Raw genomic sequence first — 20,468 nt, 5'->3', positions numbered from 1 at the left:
AGAGATGCTGTGACTCATCTCACCGTGGAGAAACTTGCACAGGGCGGCAGGAGGGCGGCAATGACAGCACAGTCGGCAGGACATGAGTCGATGTCCACTTCCGGCTGGCAGCTCACGCCTCGCTGCTACAACACGTCGTACCGCGTCGCAGCATTTCGGGCACTCGTCATCGCCCTCATACTGGCCGCCGGACTGGCGTTTCTCATTCTTTTCTGACGGACTTATCTGACGGACTCCTGGCCGGATGGCCCGCTCCGGCCAACAATCGATAACCAAACGGGGATGTCTGCATCCTTGCGACGCGTTGCGCAATAGAGCAGGGTTGAATCGGTAGGCCGGCACTCCGGTGGAACAGGTTTAGCCGTGTCTTCTATTGGATAGGTCTGCACATACCGCAGATACGAGCGATTACGAAGCAAGCGAAAGGAATCTCGTGGCTGAGTACACACTGCCCGATTTGGACTACGACTATGGAGCGCTGGAGCCCCACATCTCGGGACAGATCAACGAGCTGCACCACAGTAAGCACCACGCGGCCTACGTGGCGGGCGTCAACTCCGCTGTGGCCAAGCTGGAAGAGGCTCGAGAGAAGGGCGACCACGCCGCGATCTTCCTCAACGAGAAGAACCTGGCGTTCCACCTCGGCGGCCACGTGAACCACTCGATCTGGTGGAAGAACCTGTCCCCCAACGGCGGCGACAAGCCCACCGGCGATCTGGCTGCTGCCATCGACGACCAGTTCGGCTCGTTCGACAAGTTCCAAGCCCAGTTCACCGCCGCCGCCAACGGCCTGCAGGGATCGGGCTGGGCCGTGCTCGGCTACGACAGCCTCGGACAGAAGCTGCTGACCTTCCAGCTGTACGACCAGCAGGCCAATGTCCCGCTGGGCATCATCCCGCTGCTTCAGGTGGATATGTGGGAGCACGCCTTCTACCTGCAGTACAAGAACGTCAAGGCGGACTACGTCAAGGCGTTCTGGAACGTGGTCAACTGGGCCGACGTGCAGGACCGCTACACCGCGGCCACGACGAAGACCTCGGGTCTGATCTTCGGCTGATCTCGCTGTTTCGCGTGGGCCCCGGTTTCGCTTGCGAAACCGGGGCCCACGTGTGTTTTCGGCGTGTCCGCTAGCAATTGCGGGGTGATTCCGCGCATGGTAATTCTGGAATCAGCAGCGTCGCGCAATTGTGGATTGTGATGTCGCGGAGGCAGATATGGCGACCAGCTCCGATCAGCCGATCGAGATCGCGCCCTTCCATGCGGGCGGATCACTGCGAGGGTTCGTGGTGTGTGGCCGCTGGCCCGATTCCACCAAGGAATGGATGCAGTTGCTCATCGTTACGGTGCGCATTGCCACCCTGCCCGGATTGCTTTCCACCACAACGATTTTTGGCGCCCGTGAAGATCTGCCCGACGATCCCGCACCTGGCATGGTGGGCCTGGTCATCGCCGAAGGCACGGTGCTCGGCGAATCCGCCGTCACTCCCGGCCGTTTCGCCGAGCATCAACCACCGGCGCTGTTGATGCTCCATCCGCCATCCGAGACCAATCCCACGTTGCCGGAATGCCTTGGCGCGGCATCGGGATGCCTACTCTTGCCCGGGTTGCCTCATCTGGGTCTGGAGCACCGGGCCGCGTGGGTGGAGGCCGAGTCCGACGGCACGGTCACCTCGGTGGTGAGCCGCGTAGGCATCGACCCCATCAGCGATCCCGATACCGCGGTGTTGGCAATGCTGCTTGCCGCGTAATCGGTTCGGATAAGAGTCTGGCAACCGCTAGACGGCTTGCTCTCCGAGAGTGCGGTGATCAGGTGGCACCGATAGCCACAACCTGTGGCTTGCGCAGCCGATGACTGGGGCGCCCGCAGGCATTTCGGTGTTCGTAACCGGTGTTCACGACCCTGTCCATCGCCGTCACGCACGTCGCCGGTGCCGCCCCTTCCAGAACAACGCAAACGGCCGCGGCGTACCAGCGACGGCCCGTACGACTCGTTTTACCTTTGTGGCGATCATTTCGTCACACGCTCCGGGCGCGTTCCGGGTCGAACGACATCGGCCGTTGCCGAACTCGCCAGCGACCCTCGGCGGACGGCCAGCGGTGGGACCCGTCGACAAGCCCGGTGTGCGCTGACGCGGATGTGATCGCCGCAGGCACGCGGCCGGGCATATCTCTTTCGTCGCATCCGTCACAGAAGATCGCGGCGATGGTCCCCCGCGGGACGACCCCCGACGGCATCCGCGGGTCGCGTCGACCGTTCTCATATGCGCGTAGTTGCTGTGATCTTCCTCACAGTCCATCGATACCGATTTACCGCTGGTCAGAGGGGATGCCCTGCTGAGGGGTGCACTTGCGGTCAACGTTCCATTATTAAAACGTTACCTCTGCGCGGCGATTCCCACCATAATCGCAAGCTGCCGTTATCGTCACGGACGTGACATCGTGCCAGGTCAGCGAGGCGTGCCCGGAGAAAGCGCGGTGTTGGTGCCAGTAGCAACTCAGCAGGTTATACAGCCGGACACCGAGCCCGGCCGACTTAGGAAACGAATGCGATCTCTCCACACGGCTCGTGCCGACGCCTCCGAGCGATCGCGCTGGGGATTCATCAATCATTTGCCTGAGAACGAAGATTCCCAGATCGTCCCGAATATTGGACGCTGCACAGATGTGTCTGAGCTAGCAGGTTTGGATAACCGAACACCATGTCCACCGCAGCCAAACTTGACGGTTGCGCTTGGCTACAGGCAAAACTAAGGTTACGATGGGCAGCAAATACGTCCCCCGAATTAGCAACTTTATCTGTTTGTGGAGGTAAGGCTCGATGAGCACCACGTTCACCGCACGTCTGAATCGGTTGTTCGACACCGTGTATCCGCCCGGCCGCGGCCCCCACACCTCTGCCGAGGTGATTGCGGCTCTGCGCTCCGAGGGCATCACGATGTCCGCACCGTACCTGTCGCAGCTGCGGTCGGGTAACCGGACCAACCCCTCGTCGGCGACCATGAAGGCGCTCGCGAACTTCTTCCGGATCAAGCCCGCGTACTTCACCGATGACGAGTACTACGAGAAGCTCGATCAGGAGCTGACCTGGCTGGCGAACATGCGTGACGAAGGCGTCCGCCGGATCGCGGCCCGCACCGTCGGCCTGTCTGTCGAGGCGCAGGATCGCATCACGCAGACCGTCGACGAATACCGTCGCAAAGAGGGTCTCGACAGCTAGTCGCCGCTTGTCTGGCCGGTCCACTCGGGGAAGGACCGGCCAGTTTGGCGTTCACCGCTCGTCGAGCCGGCGGGGTACGCACTGGGGGACGTGGTTTTACAACTTAAGAACGATGTTCGGCCCGCACCAGCCTGCGGTACTCAGAAGCGATCGCGAGAATCCACTCGCGATCGGAGTATCCGTCAGGCTGGTGTAGCCATTCCGGGCCCGGGAAATTCTCCTTCGGATCACCGTCGGTGAGAACCCATTTCACTATCGCGTGGGCCTGCGCGGCGGGAGGCACCTCAAGCTTCACCGGTTCCACATCGAGCTCGATATCGCCTTCACCCTCCGATTCGGGGTCCAGACCCTGGGCGTGCATCGCCTCCAGGAAGAGCGCGTCGGAGATATAGGCCATACGATCGGCCACCTGGAAGGCCAGCGGTCCACGGGGCCGCACTCCGATCGCCGCGTCCGGCTGACGCTTCTTGAGATCCTTGTACAGCGGAGCGAGTACGAACATCTCGCGACGGGCAACCAACCATGTCTCGAAGGTCGGCAACAGCGACCCCACCGCCACCATCGCCATCGCGCAGCCGATCAGCGTGGCCGCAGTGCCGATCGTGACGTATTCGGACTTGGCCACCGCGACACCGGCGACTACCAGTACCGCGAGCACCAGCAGGCTGATCCCGACGGTGAACAAGAACAGTGCACGCCCCCGACGGGTGCGGTTCGAGTAGGCCATTCCCGCCCACAGCACCACCGACAGGGCCACCGCGATGTACAGCATCGGGACCAACCAGGCGGTGCCCGATGCGAACCCGCCTAGATCCCGTTTGAGGAATTCGCGCGGGGTCATCTCGGGCTGCCGACCGCGGGAGAAGAACACCGCCAGACTGGCACCGGCGATCACGGTCGCGGCCAGGTACTGCCAGCGCGCCCACCGCTTGTTGGCCACCGCCGTACGGCTGGCGGACATGCTCGTGATCATCACGCAGCTGCCCGCCGCACAGGCCGTCAACGCGGCCTGACTCACCGCCACCGAGATGTTGGGCCAGCCCAGCGAGCTGTCCACCAGAATCGTCAGCGGCTCCCAGTTCAACGCCGACACCAGGGCCAGACTGCCCAGCGCAACAATCATTCCGGTGCTCACCGGGGATTGTTTGTGGACGAGCACCCACCCGATGCGCAAACCCGTCGCCATACCCAGCAGCCCGGCAATCACCCAGGCGATCACCCAAAGGCCTCCCCGAGCCTCACCTGGACAATGGATGCGCGATCGGACGGCAGCCGGCCGAGCCGGTACAGCAGCAGCGCGGCAAAGTCCTCTGCCTCTTGTTCTGCCTCCATCCCGGCGGCACCCATGCAACCGGTGCGCTGGGAGAGCATGTACGCGATGAGGTCATCGCTGGCGAATTCGGCTTCGTCCCTGGCCATTTCGACCACCGAGATACCCTCGTGGCGCAGCACCACGTGGCCCAGTTCGTGGGCGAGAGTGCGATCCCAGGTGGGCAGGCCGCGCTGGATGATGAAGATGTCTTCGTTCTCGTATTGACGCCATTGACCGCACACACCGGGCGGCAGATCCGCAGAGATGATCTCGATGGACCGATCCCGATCGCGGCCGACGGCCTCGACGAGGCCGGTCAACGTCACCTCACCCTTACGCGGGGCCAGGTCGAGGACGGCATTGACGGCATCGGTCACACGACGGCCTGCGCCCATGTGCCTCTCCCCTCACCGTATGCCTTCCTGGACAGACCCCTCACGGGGTGCTGTACCCATTCTCCCCTACTCCAGGAATCGAGCGGCAGCGGAGGCACGCACGCTGTGGCCGGCCTTGGCTTGCCGATATCCGAGCGCGCCGCCCACGAAAGTCATCATCGCGATGCCGACGGCGCCCGGAATGGCCACGGCGGCGATCTCGGACGTCTTCGTCAGTCGGAGATAGTCCGTGTACCCGGTGCGCGGCGCGATGGTTTCGGCCGCGACGAACTGCTGGATGGGCTTGGTGACAGCCTCGGGTTGCTTGGTGCCGCCCGCGGTGACCACCGCGTCACCGCCACGGCCGCCCTCAGCCTGCTTGATGGTGACTACCGGCGGGGCTGGAGGCACGACAGGTGCCAACGGTGCGAGGACCGGCGGGGCCGGCGGCGCCGCGATCACGACGGCGGGCGTCTTGGGCGTGGCTACGGTCGGCGGAGCGATGGGCCCGGTGTGGATGCCGGGGTTTCCGCCCGGAGTGCGCGTTCCGGCCGCACCGCCGAAGGGGGCATCCGGATTCGGGACGCCGCCGAGGTTGGGAAGCCCGGGCAGCGTGATCACGGGGGAGTGTTCGCCCTCGTGATCGTGGGTTGTCTCGTGCTCGTGAGTGGTCTCGTGATCGTGCGTCGTACCGCCGCCGGTGCCGGGTGTGTGCGTCGAGGTACTCGGCTTCTTCTTCCAGATGATGATGGTGCGCCCGCCCATGTTGACGGTGACGCCCGGGACCTTGGGCTCTTCGGAGGCCGCTTCATGCTCCGTCTGAGTGGAACTGGCCGAGGGGGTGTCGGCGGTCGCACCCGGTGCCGTCGCGGTGTGCGGTGAGGTCGCCGTGTCGGCCTTGGGTGTGGTGGCGGTCTGAGTCTTGGGCGCCAGTGCACCGGCCACCGAGCCCAAAGCGCCCTTGAGGCTGGGATGCTCTTCGGCGTGAGTCGTTGTGCCACTTGAATTTTCAGCGGACGGGGCCTCGGCGTTCGGCGTGTGGACACCCGCGGCACCCCCGGAGTGCGGCAGGGTCGCCCCAAGGCCGCCACCGATTCCCGCGCCGATGGTGCCCCCGGGTGTCCCCGAGATGTTCGTGCCCGAACCGGTGCCGCCCGCCGCATTGTCGGACGACTTGTTGCCGCTCGAGCCCGCGGACCCCGGCTTGGGGACGTTCGCCCCCGGGCCCTTGTCTTTATCTTTGTCTTTGTCGCCCTTGGCGGAATCGCTGCCGCCCGCCGCGCCTTCCGATCCGGAGGCGCCGTTCAGGCTCTTGCCGAAGCTCGGCGAGGAGGGAGCGTTGCGGGTACCGCCGCTGCCCGGACCGCCGCCACCACCGACACCGCCACCCAACAAACCGCCGGTGATCTTGTGGATGGCACCACCCAGACCGTGGTCATGATCGTTATCGCCACCGGATCCACCGCCCGGCTTTGCGTCCGCAGCCGGTGTGGACACGGCGAAAACCCCGAATCCCCCCATCAGGGTCCCCGAGCTGAGCACCGTCACCACAGCCGCGCGCGCGGAGGCACGCTTCAGCTGCTGGCTTCGCCCGCTCGATTTTGCTCGATGTCGCCCCACGGCGAACAGCATGCCGGGAATTTGCTCGGAGGTCAAATATCCGTCACACATTGTGGCCTCTTTCACCTCATGTTCCCCATACACCGCCAAAACGGTTGCCGTCAGGATTTCGCTGGAGGCCAACGGGAACCTTTGCAGTGCACACCCCGACCACCTGAATACGAGGTCCTATCCGCACGGGGCCGACCAGGATCGGCGCGCTAGGGTTAGCGCCACACTCGCAACGCGATGAACGGAGGCCGCTGGGATGGGTTTTCTCACCAGCCGCAAGAGCCGCTCGACAAAACGCGCTGAGGCGCGCGCTCTGAAGGCGAAGGCCAAGCTCGAGGCCCGATTGGCGGCACGCAACGACCGGCGGCGGCTACACATCCAGGCGCGGTCCGAATCCGCTGCCCGCCGTGACGCGCGCAAGACCGAGCTGGCGACATTGAAGGCACAGCGGCTGATCGCCCAGGACCAGCTCAAGGCGGTGCGCGAGGGCAAGCTGCTCTCGCCCACACGTATCAAGCGCACGTTGACGGTGGTGCGGCTCCTCGCCCCCGTGCTGCTCCCACTGCTGTACAAAGCAGCGATCGCGGTCCGCGGGGTACTGGATCAGCGCCGCGCCGATCGCCTCGGCATACCGCTTGCCGAACTCGGCCAGTACTCCGGATTCGGCGCGGAGCTCTCGGCCCGTATCGCCGGTGCCGAGCAGTCGATCCAGGCCGTGCTGGACAGGGCACCCAAGGATGCCGAAACCAAGAAGTTCGCCTCGACCGTCCGGGCCCGGCTCGAGGAGCTGGGCACTGCCGTCGGGGCCTCCGAGCACATGCCGCCGACCCGTCGTCGTGCGGCGCATGCCGCCATCGCCCGCGAGCTCGACGGCATCGACGCGGATCTGCTCGCACGACTCGGAGTGAGGTAAGGGATGCGCATGTTCGTCCGGCTGGTCGCGGCATCGACCGCATCGGCCGCCGCCCTGTTGGCTTTTGCCATTCCTGCTTTCGCCCATGTGCGCGTGACCACGGACAACACCGCTCGCGGCGGCTACGCGACGCTGGAGTTCTCGGTCCCCAACGAGTCTGCGACCAAGGCGCTCACCACCGGGCTGACCGTTCAGCTTCCGGATGTCGGCTCGGCCAGCACCGAGCTGCTGCCCGGCTGGACCAGCACTCTGGATCGGGACGCAGCCAAGGGCACGGTCAGGTCGGTGACGTGGAAGGCCGCTGCCGGCAACGGGATCGGCCCCGACCAGTTCGCTTTGTTCCGAGTGCGCGTCAAGCTCCCCGATACCGAATCGGTGAGCTTCCCCGCGACCCAGACGTATGCCGACGGTCAGGTCGTCAGGTGGGACCAGCAGGCACAGCCGGGCGGTGCAGAGCCAGAGCACCCCGCACCCGTACTGGACCTGACACAGGGCCAGGCAAACCACGACGGGCACTCGGCGCACGCACCCCAGGTGTCCGCTGTCCACGAATCCGGGACGGGCGCGGCCCATGCCGACAAGACCGCCCGCTGGTTCGGCGGAATCGGATTGATCCTCGGCGCCGTCGCCCTGGTCCTTGCTGTGACGAATCGCCGGAGGCAACAGTGATGACAGTTCTGCGTAAGTCGGTATCGATGCTCTTGTCGGCGTTCGTCGCGCTGACCTTGGGCCTGGCGTTGCCGGGCGTGGCCTCGGCGCACGCCGTCAAGGTATCGTCCGACCCGGCCGAGAACGCCGTACTGTCCGGCCCGCCCACCCAGGTCAGTGCGACCTTCAACGAGCCGCTGCAGAAGCGCTTCTCCGCGATGACGGTGATCGGCCCGGACAGCAAGACCGATCAGTGGCAATCGGGCGAGCCGTTGGTCTCCGGCGCAGTGATTTCCGTCGGCATGAAGTCAGACGCCCCCGCCGGAAAGTACACGGTGAACTTTCGGGTGATCTCCGAGGACGGGCACCCGGTCGACGGATCATGGCCGTTCACCATCACCGGCTCGAGTGCACCGGCCTCCGCGGGCGCGCCCGCGGTGTCTCAGCAGCCTTCGGGCACGAGTTCCTCGGCCCCGGTACCGTCGGCGAATCCCACCGACGGCGACCTGCCGATGTGGCCGTTTGTGGTGGCAGTGGTGGTCTCGGTGGGCGCGGCACTCATCTGGACTCAGCGCCGGCAGTCTTGATCCACTGGGCCAAGGACTGGCCTTTTTTCACCGTGACGGCATGATGGACAACGGCGGGGCGGCAGAGATTCGGGTGTGAGCCGCCCATCGTGGCCAGGAGTACGCCACGAACACCCAGGACGACCGAAACTTGCGAAGGAGCAGGCGCATGGCGGACCAGGACAATTCGGCCAACGAGCCCAACTCAACACCGGAGAAGCCCGCCAGCGGCGAGACTCCGAAGCCCGCGGCGCCGGCCCGGCCTGCCAAGGCTGCGAAGCGTCCGGCCGCCAAACGCGCCCCCGCCAAGCGGCCCGCCGGCTCGTCGGCACCACCCAAGTCCGGTCCCAAGGCAGCACCCAGCGCGAGCAGTGAGCCGGGCCCGAAGCCTCCCGCCACGCCCAAGCAAGCACCCGCATCCGAGGCTCCCCAGCCCTCCGAAACCCCCAAGCCCACGCCACCGGCGTCTGCCCCCGCGGCGGACTCGGCACCTGCGGCACCCAAGCCCGCACCCGAGCCGGAAGCCGCACCCGCACCAGAGGCGCCTGCGCGCAAGCCCGTCGTCGAAGCACCTAAGCCGGCCGCTCCCAAGCCGGCACCTGCACCCGAGCCGGCGCAGCCGGATCTCACGGCTGCAGCCAGGGAAACTGCCGCACAGGCGAAGTCCACAGTCGACTCCGCCCCACCGCCCATTCCCGGCCCCGCTCTCGAAGAGGGGCGCCAGTCCCCGAATCTGAAGATCGCCTTGGGAGCTGCGTTCGCGATCTTTGCGCTCCTGCTGCTCCGTCGACGGCGTCGCCGCGAGGACGCCGTCGAATCGGACTGATCGGTTCCGCGCCGCCGGTACGGAAAAGGGCTTGACCCTCACGCCACGGGAGGTCGCACAGTGGCGGATGTGAACGCACACGCACGGGGACAAGCCCTGGTGACGGTTGGACGGGTGTCTGAGATGACCGGTCTCTCGGTCCGGGCACTGCACCACTACGACGAGATCGGTCTGGTGGTTCCCAGCGCCCGCACCACGGCCGGCTATCGCGGATATTCCGATACCGATATCGAGCGGCTGCACATGGTGCTGCTCTACCGGGAGCTGGGGTTTGGTCTTGAGCAGATAGCGGCCCTGCTCGACGATCCGGCGATCGACATGTACGCGCACCTGGAAAGTCAGCGTGCGCTGCTGTTGGAGCGAATCGACCGCTTGCACCGCATGGTCGTGGCAGTGGCGAACATGATGAGCGCCCGCAAAAGCGGCATTCGGCTTTCCGTCGAAGAGCAGATCGAGATCTTCGGCGACAGCCGATACGGTGACGAGTACGCCACCGAGGCACAACAGCGCTGGGGTGATACCAAGGCCTGGAAACAGAGCCAGGAGCGCGTGGCCCGATACTCCAAGGAGGACTGGGCCCGGATCAAGGCCGAGGTGGATCAGCTGCTCGCCGACCTCGCAGCGGCCAAGCGGGCGGATGTGCGGCCCGGCTCGGAGCGAGCCAACGCGCTGGCCCGGGCGCACCGGCGGAGCATCGAGTCCTACTACGACTGCACCCCGCAGCTGCAGGTATGCCTCACCCAGATGTACCTCACGGACGATCGCTTCCGCGCCTACTACGACTCCGCCGAGCCCGGTCTGGCGCAGTGGCTGCACGACGCCGTTGCCGCCTATGCGAAGACCCAGCAGTAGGGGCCGACGCATAGGCTTGGGGCATGACGACCGCACCGATCACACCCCGACCGACCGCCGACCTGGGAGACGAACTCGGCATCGACATGGCCAGTTGCGATCTTCAGCTCACCCAGTTCGGTGCACGGCCGGTTTTCGCCGGAGTGATCACCACGGTGCGCTGCCACCATGACAATGCGCTGCTGAAATCCATTCTGTCGGAGCCTAGTTCGGGCGGCGTGCTGGTGATCGACGGCGGCGGATCGCTGCACTGCGCACTGGTCGGAGACATCATCGCGGGGATCGCGGTCGACAGCGGCTGGTCCGGCCTGATCATCAACGGCGTGGTTCGGGACAGCGCCGAACTGGCCACCATGGATATCGGTATCAAGGCGCTGGGCACCAATCCCCGCAAGGGCACCAAAACCGGGGCCGGGGAACGCGATGTCGTCGTCAGCTTCGGCGGCATCGACTTCACGCCGGGCGCGATCTGCTACGCCGATCATGACGGCGTTGTCGTGGTTCCTGCCTGATGTCGGTGCGGCGGCTGGCGGAGGCGCTGCGGGGAGCACCCGTACCGCTGGCCGCGGTCGACATGGATGCGGCGCGGGCCAATGCCGCGTCGCTGGTCGGTGCCGCTGCCGGGTTACCGATCAGGGTGGCCAGTAAGTCGATCCGCAGCACCGCACTGATCCGTAAGTTCTTGGAGATTCCGGGTTTTCGCGGAGTGCTTGCCTTTACCCCCGCGGAGGCCGTGCATCTTGCCGACGCAGGCGTCGATGATCTGTTGATCGCCTACCCCAGCGTCGACCGCGGGGCCCTGGCCACGGCTGCCCGGCATCGCTCCGTCATCCGCCCCCTGATCGACTCGGCCGATCATGTGCGTCTACTGGAGCAGATCGCGCACGAGACGAACGCACCCATCCCGGTGTGTCTCGATATCGACGCGGGGTGGCGCCCGCTGGGCGGTCCGGTGCATCTGGGGCCGAAACGATCGCCCGTGCGCACTCCCGAACAGGCGGCCGCCCTCACCGATCTGGTGTGCGCGACGCCCGGATTACGGCTGGCGGCGGTGATGGCCTATGACGGCCAGATCGCCGGCGTGGGCGACATCGTTCCAGGAAATCCTTGGTACCAGTTGGCAGTTCGCGGAATGCAGACATCCTCGCTACGCGAGCTCGGCGAGCGTCTACCCCACGTTCTGGACGCGGTGACGGCGCGGTTGCGCGCGGCCGGGGCACCGCCGCTGGAGCTGGTGAACTCGGGGGGGACCGGCAGCCTCGCCCGTATTTCGGGCTTGGGCTTCGCCACCGAGCTGGCCGCCGGATCGGGTTTCTTCGCGCCCGCTCTCTTCGACCACTACCGCAGCCTGGATCTGGATCCGGCCGCGGCGTTCGCATTACCCGTGGTGCGCAAGCCGTCACCGGAGTTGGCCACGGTGCTGGGCGGCGGATACATCGCCAGTGGCCCGGCCGGAGCAAGTCGGGTCCCGGTGCCGTCATGGCCCGTGGGGCTGTCCTTCGAGGCCGCCGAGGGCGCCGGTGAGGTACAGACCCCCTTACGCGGGGCCCGGGCGCTGCGGATCGGCGATGTGGTGTGGTTTCGGCATGCCAAGGCCGGTGAGCTCTGTGAGCATTTCACCGAGCTACAGCTTGTCGAGGACGGTCAACCTGCCGGATCGGTCGCGACGTATCGAGGCGAGGGAATGATGTTCCTGTGACCGAGTGGCACAACTGGAGTGGTCAAACCTCGTGCACCCCGTCCCTGGTGGCGCGCCCGCGGTCCGAGGAGGAACTGGCGTTCGCCCTCCGGCGCTCGGCGGGCCGTACGGTACGGCCGGTCGGCTCCTCGCATTCCTTCACCCCGTTGTGCCTGACCGAGGACGTGCAGGTCGATATCTCCGAACTGCGACAACTGATCTCGGTGGATGAGCAGGACCGGGTGCGTGTGCAGGCCGGGATCACCCTGCATGATCTGAACCGCATATTGCTGCGGCACGGCCTGGCCCTGCCCAACCTCGGCGACATCGACGCCCAGACTCTCGCGGGGGCCGCGGCGACCGGCACGCACGGAACGGGTCTGCGATTCGGCAACATCTCGCAAACCATCGTGTCGATGCGCATCATGGCCGCCGACGGCACTGTTCACGAGATTGACGGCGGAGACCAGCTGCGCGCCGCACGCATCTCGCTGGGCGCGCTGGGCGTGGTCACCGAGCTCACCCTGCAATGCGTACCGGCCTTCCGGTTGCACCGCCGCCAGTCCGTGCATGACCTGGACACCGTGCTCGCCGATCTCCCCACGCTCTTGGCCGATACCGATCATCTTGAGCTGTACCTGTTCCCACACACGCGGCGGGTCCTGCTCTTGCAGTCAACCCGCACCGACGAGGCCCCGTGGCCACGTCATCCGGTGAAGCACTGGGTGGAGCGCGACCTCGTCGAGAACGGCGCGCTCGGAGCATTGATGTGGACGGCCGGTCGGTTTCCTGCCGCCGCCCCGTACGTATCGAAATTCGTGGCAAAACTTGCCGGTTCCAATGAATCCCAGGACGAGAGCGCGGCGGTCTTCGCGAGCCCGCGCAAGGTGAAGTTCACCGAAATGGAGTACTCACTTCCACTGACCAATGCCCGCGAGGCGATCGAGACCGTGCTGGCCACGATCGAAAGCGGCCGCCACCGGGTGGCCTTCCCACTGGAGGTCCGCTTCACTCAGGCCGACGATGCCCTGCTGGCCCCGGCCTATGGTCGCGAGAGCGTGTATCTGGCTGTGCACCAGACGATTCATGGGCAATGGGAGGCGTACTTCCGTGACCTCGAGCCCATCCTGGTCGGGTTGGGCGGGCGTCCGCACTGGGGCAAGCGGCACACGCTGACCGCCGGGCAGCTCAGCGAGCGGTATCCGGAGTGGCAGACCTTCCAAGACGTTCGCGCCAGGTTCGACCCCGAGGGCGTGTTCAGCAGTGCATACCTAGACCGGCTTCTGGGTCCGGTCAAGCCCTGAACCAGGGCGGCGGCACGGGGACGGAATCGCTGTCGGCAGCCGCCACACGCGAGGCTCCCCCGTTGTCACTGTCCCATGCGAAGTCGGTAGTCCAGTTCTCATGAGACGGCTGCTTCTGTACGCCGTCCACGAGGGAGAGCAGACTATGTCGTCCCATACCGCTCTCCATCCCCTGACCACCACGACTATCTGGTTACGAATAGTAACCAAATGCAGGCGTGGTGGCCAGGGCCCACGATTCAATCTCCGTGAGGAGCTCGGCCAGCTAGCTGTTGACGGCTACCGACTCGGAGGGCGACGACGAGGCGACGGCCCTCTTCCGGCCGAACCGCATGCCCTCGGTGACGCGGCTGCGCCGCATCATCCCGATGTCGTACGCGTAGTTCTGCTTCAACCGCCACGGGTGCTTGTCACCCTGCCTGGGCAGCTCGTCCAGCGCACGCAGCACATACCCCGGGGTGAAGTCCATGAACGGCTGCTTCTCGATGGTCTCGTCGGCAAGCTCGGGAACCGCGGTGACATAGCCGTTCTCGTCCATGTAGTTCAGCAGTCGTCCCACGTACTCGGACACCAGGTCGGCCTTGAGGGTCCACGAGGCGTTGGTGTATCCGATGGTGAACGCCATGTTCGGGATGCCGGTGAGCATCGCTCCCTTGTAGACGGTCTGGGCGGGCAGATCCACCGGCACGCCATCGACCGTCGGGATGACGCCGCTGAAGAACTTCAGGTTCAGGCCAGTTGCGGTGATGATGATGTCGGCGTCGAGGTGCTTGCCCGACTTGAGCTTGATACCCGTCTCGTCGAAGGTCTCGATGTGGTCGGTGACGATGTCGGCCTTGCCCTTGCGGATGGTCTTGTACAGGTCGCCGTTGGGCACCACACAGAGCCGCTCGTCCCACGGGTTGTACTTGGGGCCGAAGTGGGTCTTGTAATCGTAGCCCTTGGGCAGCTGAAGCTTGGCCTGCTGCATGATGATTCGCCGAGCGGCCCGGGGGAACTTCCGGCTCGCCTGGTAGCTGAAGATCAGCTGCCCGATGTTGATCCAGCGCGCGATCGGGTAAGCCACCTTGGGCGGCAGAATCTTTCGCAGACCGTTGATGATCGGGTTCTCGTTGGGCAGCGAAAGGATGTAGGTGGGCGAGCGCTGCAGCATAGTGATGTGCCCGACATCGGAGGCCATCGCCGGGACCAGCGTGACCGCGGTGGCGCCGGAGCCGATGACCACCACCTTCTTGCCCTTGTAGTCGAGGTCCTCGGGCCAGTGCTGCGGGTGCACCACGGTGCCCTTGAAATCTGCCACGCCGGGGAATTCCGGCGAGTAGCCCTGGTCGTAGTCGTAGTAACCGCTGCAGCAGAAGAGGAAGGAACAGGTGTATTCGATGGTCGTGCCGTCGTGCTCGACCTGGACGGTCCACTGTTGGGTGTCGGTGGACCAAGCCGCACCGACGACCTTGTGCCGGTATCGGATGTGTCCATCGATTCCGGCATTGGCGGCGGTCTTGTGCACGTAGTCGAGGATCGACGGGCCGTCGGCCAGGGTCCTGCTGTCGTTCCACGGCGAGAACCGGAAACCGAGGGTGTACATGTCCGAATCGGAGCGGATACCTGGGTACTTGAACAGGTTCCAGGTCCCGCCCATATCGTCGCGGGCCTCAAGCACCGCGTAGGACTTGGACGGGCAGCGGTTTTGGATGTGCCAGGCCGCGCTGATGCCGGAGATGCCGGCGCCGACAATGAGCACGTCAAAGTGTTCGGACATGCCGCGATGCTACCGCTTACAGATCGGGGAGAAAAGTAAAGTTAGACCCTTGCAATAGTGCTCACACTGTGCAGCCGACGTCGCAGGTCAGGGCCGCTCGGCCCTGGTGAGCCCCCACGCCGGCTGATCGCGACCCCCTCTGCCGACGTAGTTCGCGGGCAGTTCCACCACCCCGTTGATCCAGCCGGACCGGAACCGAGTGGGTTCTCCCGTAGGCACCAGATCCGGCAGTCGATCGGCCATGGCGTCGAACATAATGCCGATCTCCAGGCGGGCGAGGTTGGCGCCGAGACAGTAGTGGATCCCGTGTCCGCCGAATGCGAGATGCGGGTTGGGGTCGCGCTCGATGCTGAAGCTGAACGGCTCGTCGAACACCTCCTCGTCGAAGTTCGCCGAGGCATAGAACATCCCGACACGCTGGCCCTTGCGCACCCGCACTCCCCCGAGTTCGACGTCCTGCAGCGCGGTGCGCTGAAAGGCGATGATGGGGCTCGCCCATCGGATGATCTCGTCGGCGGTCGTCGGAGGTCGATGCCGTCGGTAAAGCTCCCATTGCGCGGGATTGTCGGCGAAGGCGAGCACGCCGTGCGTGATGGCGTTGCGGGAGGTTTCGTTGCCTGCCACCATGAGCTGAATGACGAAGTAGGCGAACTCCAACGGGGTCAGCGGACGGTCTTCGTAGGCGCCCTGGACCAGCCCGGTGAGAATGTCGTCCCTCGGATTCAGTTGCCGCTCTTCGGCCATCGTGTAGGCGTAACCCAGCATGGCGACGGTGGCCTGGGTCGCCGTGTCCTTGCCGACCGCCGGGTCGTCGTAGGCGAACATCTGGTTCGTCCAGTCCAGCACCTGCTGCCGGTCCGACTCCGGAATTCCAACCAAGTCCGCGATGGCATGCATCGGCAGCACCGAGGCGATGTCGGACACGAAATTGCCGCCGGATTTCTCCGCGGCGGCGTCCACGATGTCCCTGGCACGTGCGACGAGCCGTCGGTGTAATCCGTTGACCGCCTTGGGTGTGAAGAGCGGCGACACGATCCGCCGCAGGATGCGGTGCTTGGGTTCATCCATGTCGATGAGCAGGTTTTCGCGCTGGATCTCGAGCTGCTCGGCGGTGATGTCCTCGTTGTAACGCACCACCGTCGTGTTCAGGCTGTTGGAGAATACCTCGTTGAGGCGCGATACTTCTTTGACGTCAGCGTGTTTGGTCACCACCCAATAGCCGTCGTCGTCGAATCCAGCCACTCCCCTCGGCTGTGCGTTCCACCAGATGGGTTCGGTCTTGCGCAGGTAGGCGAACTCCTCGACGGGGATACGCTGCTGGATGAGGTCCGGGTCGGTGAAGTCGAACCCCGGCGCGAAGGGACAGGCGCTCATCGCTTCAGGTACCCCTTGTCGACGGGAATCTGCGCACCGGTCATGACGCTGGATGCGTCACCGGCGAGCCAGGCCACCACCTCGGCGATCTCGTCAGGTTCCACGAGCCTGTCGTTGTCCACCAGGGTCTGGCTGAAGCTCTGTAGGTATCCGGGGTGCTTCTCGAACATTCTCAGCACCGACTCGTCGGCCGCCAACGGCGTGTTGGTTCCGTACGGGTGAATGGAGTTGACGCGAATTCCATACTCCCCCAACTCGACTGCCAGAGAATTGGTCAGCCCCACGACACCGAACTTGGCGGCGGCATAGTGTCCGCAGCCGGGCATGGCCTTGATTCCGGCCGACGAGCTGACCGTGATGATGGATCCGCCGTTGCCGGCCTCGATCATCGCGGGAACCGCGGCCTTGAGGGTGTTCCACACGCCGGTCAGGTTGACGTCGATGACATCGCGCCATTGGTCGGCTTCGATTTCCCAGAGTCGCGCCCAACTGGCGATGCCCGCGTTGGCCACCACGATGTCCAGGCGCCCGAACCGGGTGATGGCCTCGTTAATCACTTTCTGCTGCCCGGCCAGGTCGCGCACGTCGACGCGTTCGGCAATGATCTCGCGCCCCAGATCCCGTACCGCCGCGACGGTCTCGTCGAAATCTTCGGCGGTTGTTGCCGGGTACTCGTTATAGAGCGAAGGCTTGTCACAGGTGTCGATGGCCACGATGTCGGCGCCGTCGGCCGCCAACCGGATGGCGTGCGCACGGCCCTGCCCGCGACCGGCACCGGTGATGTACGCGACGCGCCCGGCAAGTGGGCTAGCGGGCTGATGGTTCGTGTCGTGGTCCATGGAGCGCCTTTGCTTGGATGGATGCGGGACGAAAGGAGTAGTCAGAGAGCGGGGAATGGCTTGAGAACCAATTCATTTCGCTCACCGTTTGGGGTCGGTAGTAGCGTGTCTCGCCCTTTGAGTTGACGAAGTAGGTATTCAGCGGGGGCTGACAGTCGGTGGCGTACAGCCGAATCGCCTTGCTTTGGTGTGCCATCCGCCGTACCCACTTGGCGAAGGCCCGCCGGCTCACCTCCGCGACCTGGCAGCCGCGCCGGCGGGATTCGGCGATTACCCGCGCGGCGTGACGGGCGTTGGCCTCCACCATGGCATGCCATCCCTGACCCTGATTGCCTTCGGGACCCACCAGCATCCACCGGTTGGGCAGGCCCGGTAGCGCCGAGCCTCCGTACGTCCGCATCTCGTGGTCGCGATAGTATTCGCCGAGATCAAATCCGCTACTGCCCTGTACTTTTCCTGGCTTGTAGTGCTCGGGATCGGTGTAGATCTCATAGCCGGTGGCCAGGACCAGCAGGTCCACCTCGTGATGTGTGCCGTCCGCGGTCTCGATGCCGGTTTCGGTGACTCGGACTATGGAGTCGGTGACCAGCAGAACGGTTCCGGCGTTGACCGCCTGTAGGAAGTCGTTGGACAAGATGGTGCGGCGCGCGAGGATGCCGTAGTCCGGCATCAGGGAGTCCTGCAGAGCGGGGTCGGCGACGGTGTCGCGCAGTAGCCTTCGATACCACCGTCGCGCCATGGCGTCGTACCGGGGAATCAGCACGCGCAGTGCCGGTTCCGAAAGGAGGGGCAGGAGGTGGAACAGCACCGTCTGTGCGATGTCCATGGCCGCGATGATCAGTGCGTTGACGATCGTCAGCACGAATGGCGCGTTCAGGATCCGCTGGGCACGCAGCGAGAGGTCCGGGTTGGGCTTCGGGATGATCCAGGCCGGCGTGCGCTGAAAAGTCGTCACCGACTTGGCTGTTTGCGCGACGGCGGGCGCGATCTGTATCCCGCTGGAGCCGGTACCGATCACCGCCACCCGCTTGCCCGCGTGGTCGTAGGAATGGTCCCAGGCGTTGGGGCGCATGATCGTGCCCCGGAAGTCGCCCAGCCCGGCGATGTCGGGGCCCGGTTTGGTGTCGATGTATCCGCCCACCGCGCTGATGACGTACCGGGCGCGAACAGGCGGCTTCCCGGCGATGGAGAGTTCCCAGTGGTCGCCGCTCTCATCCCAGCGCTCGGCGGTGACCGAACTGCCTCCCTGGAAGTGAGCGCGCAGCCCCAGCTCTTCGACCACCGACAGGTGGTAACGCTGGATGTCGGCGCCGTCGGCGAACAGCTTGTTCCAGCTTCCTGTACGCGCAAAACTCAACTGGTAGAACAGGATCGGGATGTCGACGGCCAGGCCCGGATAGGTGTTGTCCCGCCAGGTGCCGCCGAAGTCATCGGCGCGGTCCAGGATCACAAAGTCGTTGATCCCCTGTTTGCGCAGATAGTGCGCGGCGGCGATACCGCCCGGGCCGGCCCCGACGATCGCGACTTCGAAATCGATATCCGTCATGCCAGTCCGCGCAGGATGAATCGAGAGAAGTAGTCACGCACCCGGTCCGGGTCTTTCAGGTCGACGGAGATGGCGGGCAGCACCTCGATGCTCATCAGCGTGCGCATGATCCACTCGGCGGCCTCGGTGGCATCGACGTCCGTGCCGATCTCGCCGCGTTCCCGGGCCGCCTCGACCTGCGGCACCCAGAATTCGACAGAACGGCGCATCAGGTCGTCGCCGCACTCCTCGAGCACCAGTTCCAGCACGTTCGACACATGCAGGGTCGGGTCCAGCCGATCGGACCAGGCGCGGTGATCGCTGATGCGTACCGCCGCCTCGCCGACCTGGTCCGTGAGGGTCGTCTTGGCACTCACCGCCCCCGCGAACAGCTCGATGAAGGCGCCCGCGATGAAGCCAACGGCAACGTCGATGGCCTCCTTCTTGCCGCCGAACCAGTTGTAGATGGTTCCGCGTGACACACCCGCTTCGTCGGCGGCCGCCGAAAGGCTGAAACGTTGGATTCCGGACCGGACCAGGGTCTGCGCGACGGCCGCGACGATCGGTTCGGGTACCTCACCGCGCGGACCCGTCGTCTTCACGAGCTTCACGTTTGAACACTTTGCGCGAATGTGTTCAAAGTGTCAATAGGCGATCGGCGGCCCTACGTGTTCCTGGCCAGCAGCTGCTCGACCGGCCAGGTGTTGATCACCCGCTCTGGCGGAACGCCCGCCTCCAGCGCACGCTCGCAGCCGTAGCCGGAGAACTCCAGCTGCCCTGGGGCGTGCGCGTCGGTGTCGATGGAGAAGTGGCAACCGATGTTCAGCGCGAGGTCGAGCAACCGGCGCGGTGGATCGCGGCGCTCCGGCCGTGAGTTGATCTCGACGGCGGTACCGGAGTCGCGGCAGGCCCGGAAGACCTCTGAGGCATCGAATTTCGACTCCGGACGGGTACCCCGCTCCCCCTCCACCAGTCTTCCGGTGCAATGACCCAGCACGTCGACGCGCGGGTTGGTGACCGCGGCGATCATCCGCCGGGTCATCGCATCGGCGTCCATCGCGAGCTTGGAATGCACGCTTGCCACGACGATGTCGAGCTGGTCGAGAAGCTCCGGGTCCTGGTCCAGCGCGCCGTCATCGAGAATGTCGACCTCAATGCCGGTGAGAATTCGCATGGGCGCCACGTGGCCTCGCAGCCCGTCGATGACCTTCAGCTGGGCGCGCAACCGTTCGGCCGACAAACCATTGGCGACACGCAGCCGCGGCGAGTGGTCGGTGAGCGCGCAATACTCATGCCCGAGCGCCTTGGCGGTGCTCATCATCTCCTCGATCGGTACCGAGCCGTCGGACCAGTTGGAGTGCAGATGCAGATCGCCCTTGAGCGCTTCCCGCATCGCGCCGCCCCCGGTGCTCTTCTTGGCGGCGCGCAGCTGTTCGAGTGTGGACGGGACTTTGCCCGCCCACGCCTCGGCCGCAACGGTCGCCGTCTTGGGCCCGAGACCGGTCAGGCTTTTCCAGGTCTTGTTGGCACCATGTCGTTCTCGCTCTTCGGGGCTGAGCGCGGCGATGACGTCGGCGGCCTTGCGATACGCCATCACCCGGCGCGACTCTTCGCGGGCGAGTTCCTTGTGGTACGCGATCTCACGCAAGGCGACGACGGGGTCCATGTCT

22 protein-coding genes are annotated in these 20,468 nt (G+C 65.2%); 12 read left to right on the top strand and 10 right to left on the bottom strand.

Annotation, left to right across the window (positions count from 1 at the left end; translation table 11 throughout):
* Positions 1 to 60: 60 nt before the first annotated feature.
* The 4 genes from MYCSP_RS23255 (at position 61) to MYCSP_RS00570 (ending at position 3,217) form a co-directional block, all read left to right on the top strand.
* A complete protein-coding gene (locus tag MYCSP_RS23255; protein WP_083336158.1) occupies positions 61 to 216 on the top strand; it encodes a hypothetical protein in 156 nt (51 codons plus the stop codon).
* Positions 217 to 433: 217 nt separating this feature from the next.
* Complete coding sequence (locus tag MYCSP_RS00580; protein ID WP_030096167.1) at positions 434 to 1,057, top strand: superoxide dismutase; 624 nt, start codon at positions 434 to 436, stop codon at positions 1,055 to 1,057.
* A gap of 157 nt (positions 1,058 to 1,214) precedes the next feature.
* Positions 1,215 to 1,748, top strand: coding sequence for a hypothetical protein (locus MYCSP_RS00575; RefSeq protein WP_030096168.1), 534 nt, complete (start codon positions 1,215 to 1,217; stop codon positions 1,746 to 1,748).
* Positions 1,749 to 2,818: 1,070 nt separating this feature from the next.
* Entirely contained in the window at positions 2,819 to 3,217 is a 399-nt protein-coding gene (locus MYCSP_RS00570; RefSeq protein ID WP_005062824.1) for a secretion protein EspR, read from the top strand.
* A gap of 103 nt (positions 3,218 to 3,320) precedes the next feature.
* Here the strand turns inward: MYCSP_RS00570 and MYCSP_RS00565 are convergent, their stop codons facing one another.
* The 3 genes from MYCSP_RS00565 to MYCSP_RS00555 all read right to left on the bottom strand — a co-directional run bounded on the left by MYCSP_RS00565 (position 3,321) and on the right by MYCSP_RS00555 (position 6,454).
* Positions 3,321 to 4,436, bottom strand: coding sequence for a hypothetical protein (locus tag MYCSP_RS00565; RefSeq protein WP_083018698.1), 1,116 nt, complete (start codon positions 4,434 to 4,436; stop codon positions 3,321 to 3,323).
* The gene (locus MYCSP_RS00560; protein ID WP_070912111.1) at positions 4,433 to 4,924 is read right to left on the bottom strand and encodes a M48 family metalloprotease; all 492 of its coding nucleotides are present in this window, start codon (positions 4,922 to 4,924) and stop codon (positions 4,433 to 4,435) included. Before MYCSP_RS00560 ends, MYCSP_RS00565 begins: the two co-directional genes overlap by 4 nt.
* A 66-nt stretch (positions 4,925 to 4,990) precedes the next feature.
* Positions 4,991 to 6,454 carry a hypothetical protein gene (locus MYCSP_RS00555; protein WP_162266289.1) on the bottom strand — a complete coding sequence of 488 codons (1,464 nt, stop codon included), beginning with the start codon at positions 6,452 to 6,454 and terminating at the stop codon, positions 4,991 to 4,993.
* A 316-nt stretch (positions 6,455 to 6,770) separates the two neighbouring features.
* Here MYCSP_RS00555 and MYCSP_RS00550 point away from each other — a divergent pair, with 316 nt between their 5' ends.
* The 8 genes from MYCSP_RS00550 (at position 6,771) to MYCSP_RS00515 (ending at position 13,301) form a co-directional block, all read left to right on the top strand.
* Positions 6,771 to 7,427, top strand: a complete 657-nt coding sequence (locus MYCSP_RS00550; RefSeq protein ID WP_070912110.1) for a DUF6474 family protein — start codon at positions 6,771 to 6,773, stop codon at positions 7,425 to 7,427.
* Between the two features lie 3 nt (positions 7,428 to 7,430).
* A complete protein-coding gene (locus tag MYCSP_RS00545) occupies positions 7,431 to 8,096 on the top strand; it encodes a YcnI family copper-binding membrane protein (protein ID WP_088413002.1) in 666 nt (221 codons plus the stop codon).
* Complete coding sequence (locus MYCSP_RS00540) at positions 8,096 to 8,662, top strand: copper resistance CopC family protein (RefSeq protein ID WP_070912109.1); 567 nt, start codon at positions 8,096 to 8,098, stop codon at positions 8,660 to 8,662. Before MYCSP_RS00545 ends, MYCSP_RS00540 begins: the two co-directional genes overlap by 1 nt.
* 148 nt (positions 8,663 to 8,810) lie before the next feature.
* Complete coding sequence (locus tag MYCSP_RS00535; protein WP_088413001.1) at positions 8,811 to 9,467, top strand: hypothetical protein; 657 nt, start codon at positions 8,811 to 8,813, stop codon at positions 9,465 to 9,467.
* 114 nt (positions 9,468 to 9,581) lie between these two features.
* Positions 9,582 to 10,319 (top strand): MerR family transcriptional regulator, encoded by a 738-nt coding sequence (locus tag MYCSP_RS00530; RefSeq protein ID WP_268873101.1) that lies wholly within the window; start codon positions 9,582 to 9,584, stop codon positions 10,317 to 10,319.
* A gap of 23 nt (positions 10,320 to 10,342) precedes the next feature.
* Positions 10,343 to 10,831 (top strand): ribonuclease E activity regulator RraA, encoded by a 489-nt coding sequence (gene rraA, locus MYCSP_RS00525; RefSeq protein WP_070912106.1) that lies wholly within the window; start codon positions 10,343 to 10,345, stop codon positions 10,829 to 10,831.
* Positions 10,831 to 12,018, top strand: coding sequence for an amino acid deaminase/aldolase (locus MYCSP_RS00520; RefSeq protein ID WP_083018689.1), 1,188 nt, complete (start codon positions 10,831 to 10,833; stop codon positions 12,016 to 12,018). Before rraA ends, MYCSP_RS00520 begins: the two co-directional genes overlap by 1 nt.
* Positions 12,015 to 13,301 (top strand): D-arabinono-1,4-lactone oxidase, encoded by a 1,287-nt coding sequence (locus MYCSP_RS00515; protein WP_088413000.1) that lies wholly within the window; start codon positions 12,015 to 12,017, stop codon positions 13,299 to 13,301. The genes MYCSP_RS00520 and MYCSP_RS00515 overlap by 4 nt, the downstream gene beginning before the upstream one ends.
* Here the strand turns inward: MYCSP_RS00515 and MYCSP_RS23005 are convergent.
* From MYCSP_RS23005 to MYCSP_RS00485, 7 genes are all read right to left on the bottom strand, one after another.
* Entirely contained in the window at positions 13,291 to 13,458 is a 168-nt protein-coding gene (locus MYCSP_RS23005) for a hypothetical protein (RefSeq protein WP_157886138.1), read from the bottom strand. The genes MYCSP_RS00515 and MYCSP_RS23005 overlap by 11 nt on opposite strands.
* Before the next feature lie 108 nt (positions 13,459 to 13,566).
* The gene (locus tag MYCSP_RS00510; RefSeq protein WP_083018685.1) at positions 13,567 to 15,060 is read right to left on the bottom strand and encodes a flavin-containing monooxygenase; all 1,494 of its coding nucleotides are present in this window, start codon (positions 15,058 to 15,060) and stop codon (positions 13,567 to 13,569) included.
* An 87-nt stretch (positions 15,061 to 15,147) separates the two neighbouring features.
* Positions 15,148 to 16,434, bottom strand: a complete 1,287-nt coding sequence (locus tag MYCSP_RS00505) for a cytochrome P450 (RefSeq protein ID WP_088412999.1) — start codon at positions 16,432 to 16,434, stop codon at positions 15,148 to 15,150.
* Positions 16,431 to 17,273: a mycofactocin-coupled SDR family oxidoreductase gene (locus MYCSP_RS00500; RefSeq protein ID WP_083018681.1), complete on the bottom strand. Its 843-nt coding sequence runs from the start codon at positions 17,271 to 17,273 to the stop codon at positions 16,431 to 16,433. The genes MYCSP_RS00505 and MYCSP_RS00500 overlap by 4 nt, the downstream gene beginning before the upstream one ends.
* Entirely contained in the window at positions 17,242 to 18,819 is a 1,578-nt protein-coding gene (locus MYCSP_RS00495) for a flavin-containing monooxygenase (protein WP_083018679.1), read from the bottom strand. The genes MYCSP_RS00500 and MYCSP_RS00495 overlap by 32 nt, the downstream gene beginning before the upstream one ends.
* Positions 18,816 to 19,409 (bottom strand): TetR/AcrR family transcriptional regulator, encoded by a 594-nt coding sequence (locus tag MYCSP_RS00490; RefSeq protein ID WP_083018677.1) that lies wholly within the window; start codon positions 19,407 to 19,409, stop codon positions 18,816 to 18,818. Before MYCSP_RS00490 ends, MYCSP_RS00495 begins: the two co-directional genes overlap by 4 nt.
* 53 nt (positions 19,410 to 19,462) lie before the next feature.
* Positions 19,463 to 20,464: a PHP domain-containing protein gene (locus MYCSP_RS00485; RefSeq protein ID WP_083018675.1), complete on the bottom strand. Its 1,002-nt coding sequence runs from the start codon at positions 20,462 to 20,464 to the stop codon at positions 19,463 to 19,465.
* Between the last annotated feature and the right edge of the window lie 4 nt (positions 20,465 to 20,468).

Source organism: Mycobacteroides saopaulense (assembly GCF_001456355.1).
Classification (GTDB): Bacteria; Actinomycetota; Actinomycetes; order Mycobacteriales; family Mycobacteriaceae; genus Mycobacterium; species Mycobacterium saopaulense.
This window is presented reverse-complemented; position numbering and strand designations above follow the sequence as displayed.

Coding starts and splice junctions, on each gene's coding strand:
- MYCSP_RS23255 (WP_083336158.1), top strand. CDS start 61: ATGACAGCACAGTCGGCAGGACATGAGTCGATGTCCACTTCCGGCTGG.
- MYCSP_RS00575 (WP_030096168.1), top strand. CDS start 1,215: ATGGCGACCAGCTCCGATCAGCCGATCGAGATCGCGCCCTTCCATGCG.
- MYCSP_RS00570 (WP_005062824.1), top strand. CDS start 2,819: ATGAGCACCACGTTCACCGCACGTCTGAATCGGTTGTTCGACACCGTG.
- MYCSP_RS00560 (WP_070912111.1), bottom strand. CDS start 4,924: ATGGGCGCAGGCCGTCGTGTGACCGATGCCGTCAATGCCGTCCTCGAC.
- MYCSP_RS00550 (WP_070912110.1), top strand. CDS start 6,771: ATGGGTTTTCTCACCAGCCGCAAGAGCCGCTCGACAAAACGCGCTGAG.
- MYCSP_RS00545 (WP_088413002.1), top strand. CDS start 7,431: ATGCGCATGTTCGTCCGGCTGGTCGCGGCATCGACCGCATCGGCCGCC.
- MYCSP_RS00540 (WP_070912109.1), top strand. CDS start 8,096: ATGACAGTTCTGCGTAAGTCGGTATCGATGCTCTTGTCGGCGTTCGTC.
- MYCSP_RS00535 (WP_088413001.1), top strand. CDS start 8,811: ATGGCGGACCAGGACAATTCGGCCAACGAGCCCAACTCAACACCGGAG.
- rraA (WP_070912106.1), top strand. CDS start 10,343: ATGACGACCGCACCGATCACACCCCGACCGACCGCCGACCTGGGAGAC.
- MYCSP_RS00520 (WP_083018689.1), top strand. CDS start 10,831: ATGTCGGTGCGGCGGCTGGCGGAGGCGCTGCGGGGAGCACCCGTACCG.
- MYCSP_RS23005 (WP_157886138.1), bottom strand. CDS start 13,458: ATGGGACGACATAGTCTGCTCTCCCTCGTGGACGGCGTACAGAAGCAG.
- MYCSP_RS00510 (WP_083018685.1), bottom strand. CDS start 15,060: ATGTCCGAACACTTTGACGTGCTCATTGTCGGCGCCGGCATCTCCGGC.
- MYCSP_RS00505 (WP_088412999.1), bottom strand. CDS start 16,434: ATGAGCGCCTGTCCCTTCGCGCCGGGGTTCGACTTCACCGACCCGGAC.
- MYCSP_RS00500 (WP_083018681.1), bottom strand. CDS start 17,273: ATGGACCACGACACGAACCATCAGCCCGCTAGCCCACTTGCCGGGCGC.
- MYCSP_RS00495 (WP_083018679.1), bottom strand. CDS start 18,819: ATGACGGATATCGATTTCGAAGTCGCGATCGTCGGGGCCGGCCCGGGC.
- MYCSP_RS00485 (WP_083018675.1), bottom strand. CDS start 20,464: ATGGACCCCGTCGTCGCCTTGCGTGAGATCGCGTACCACAAGGAACTC.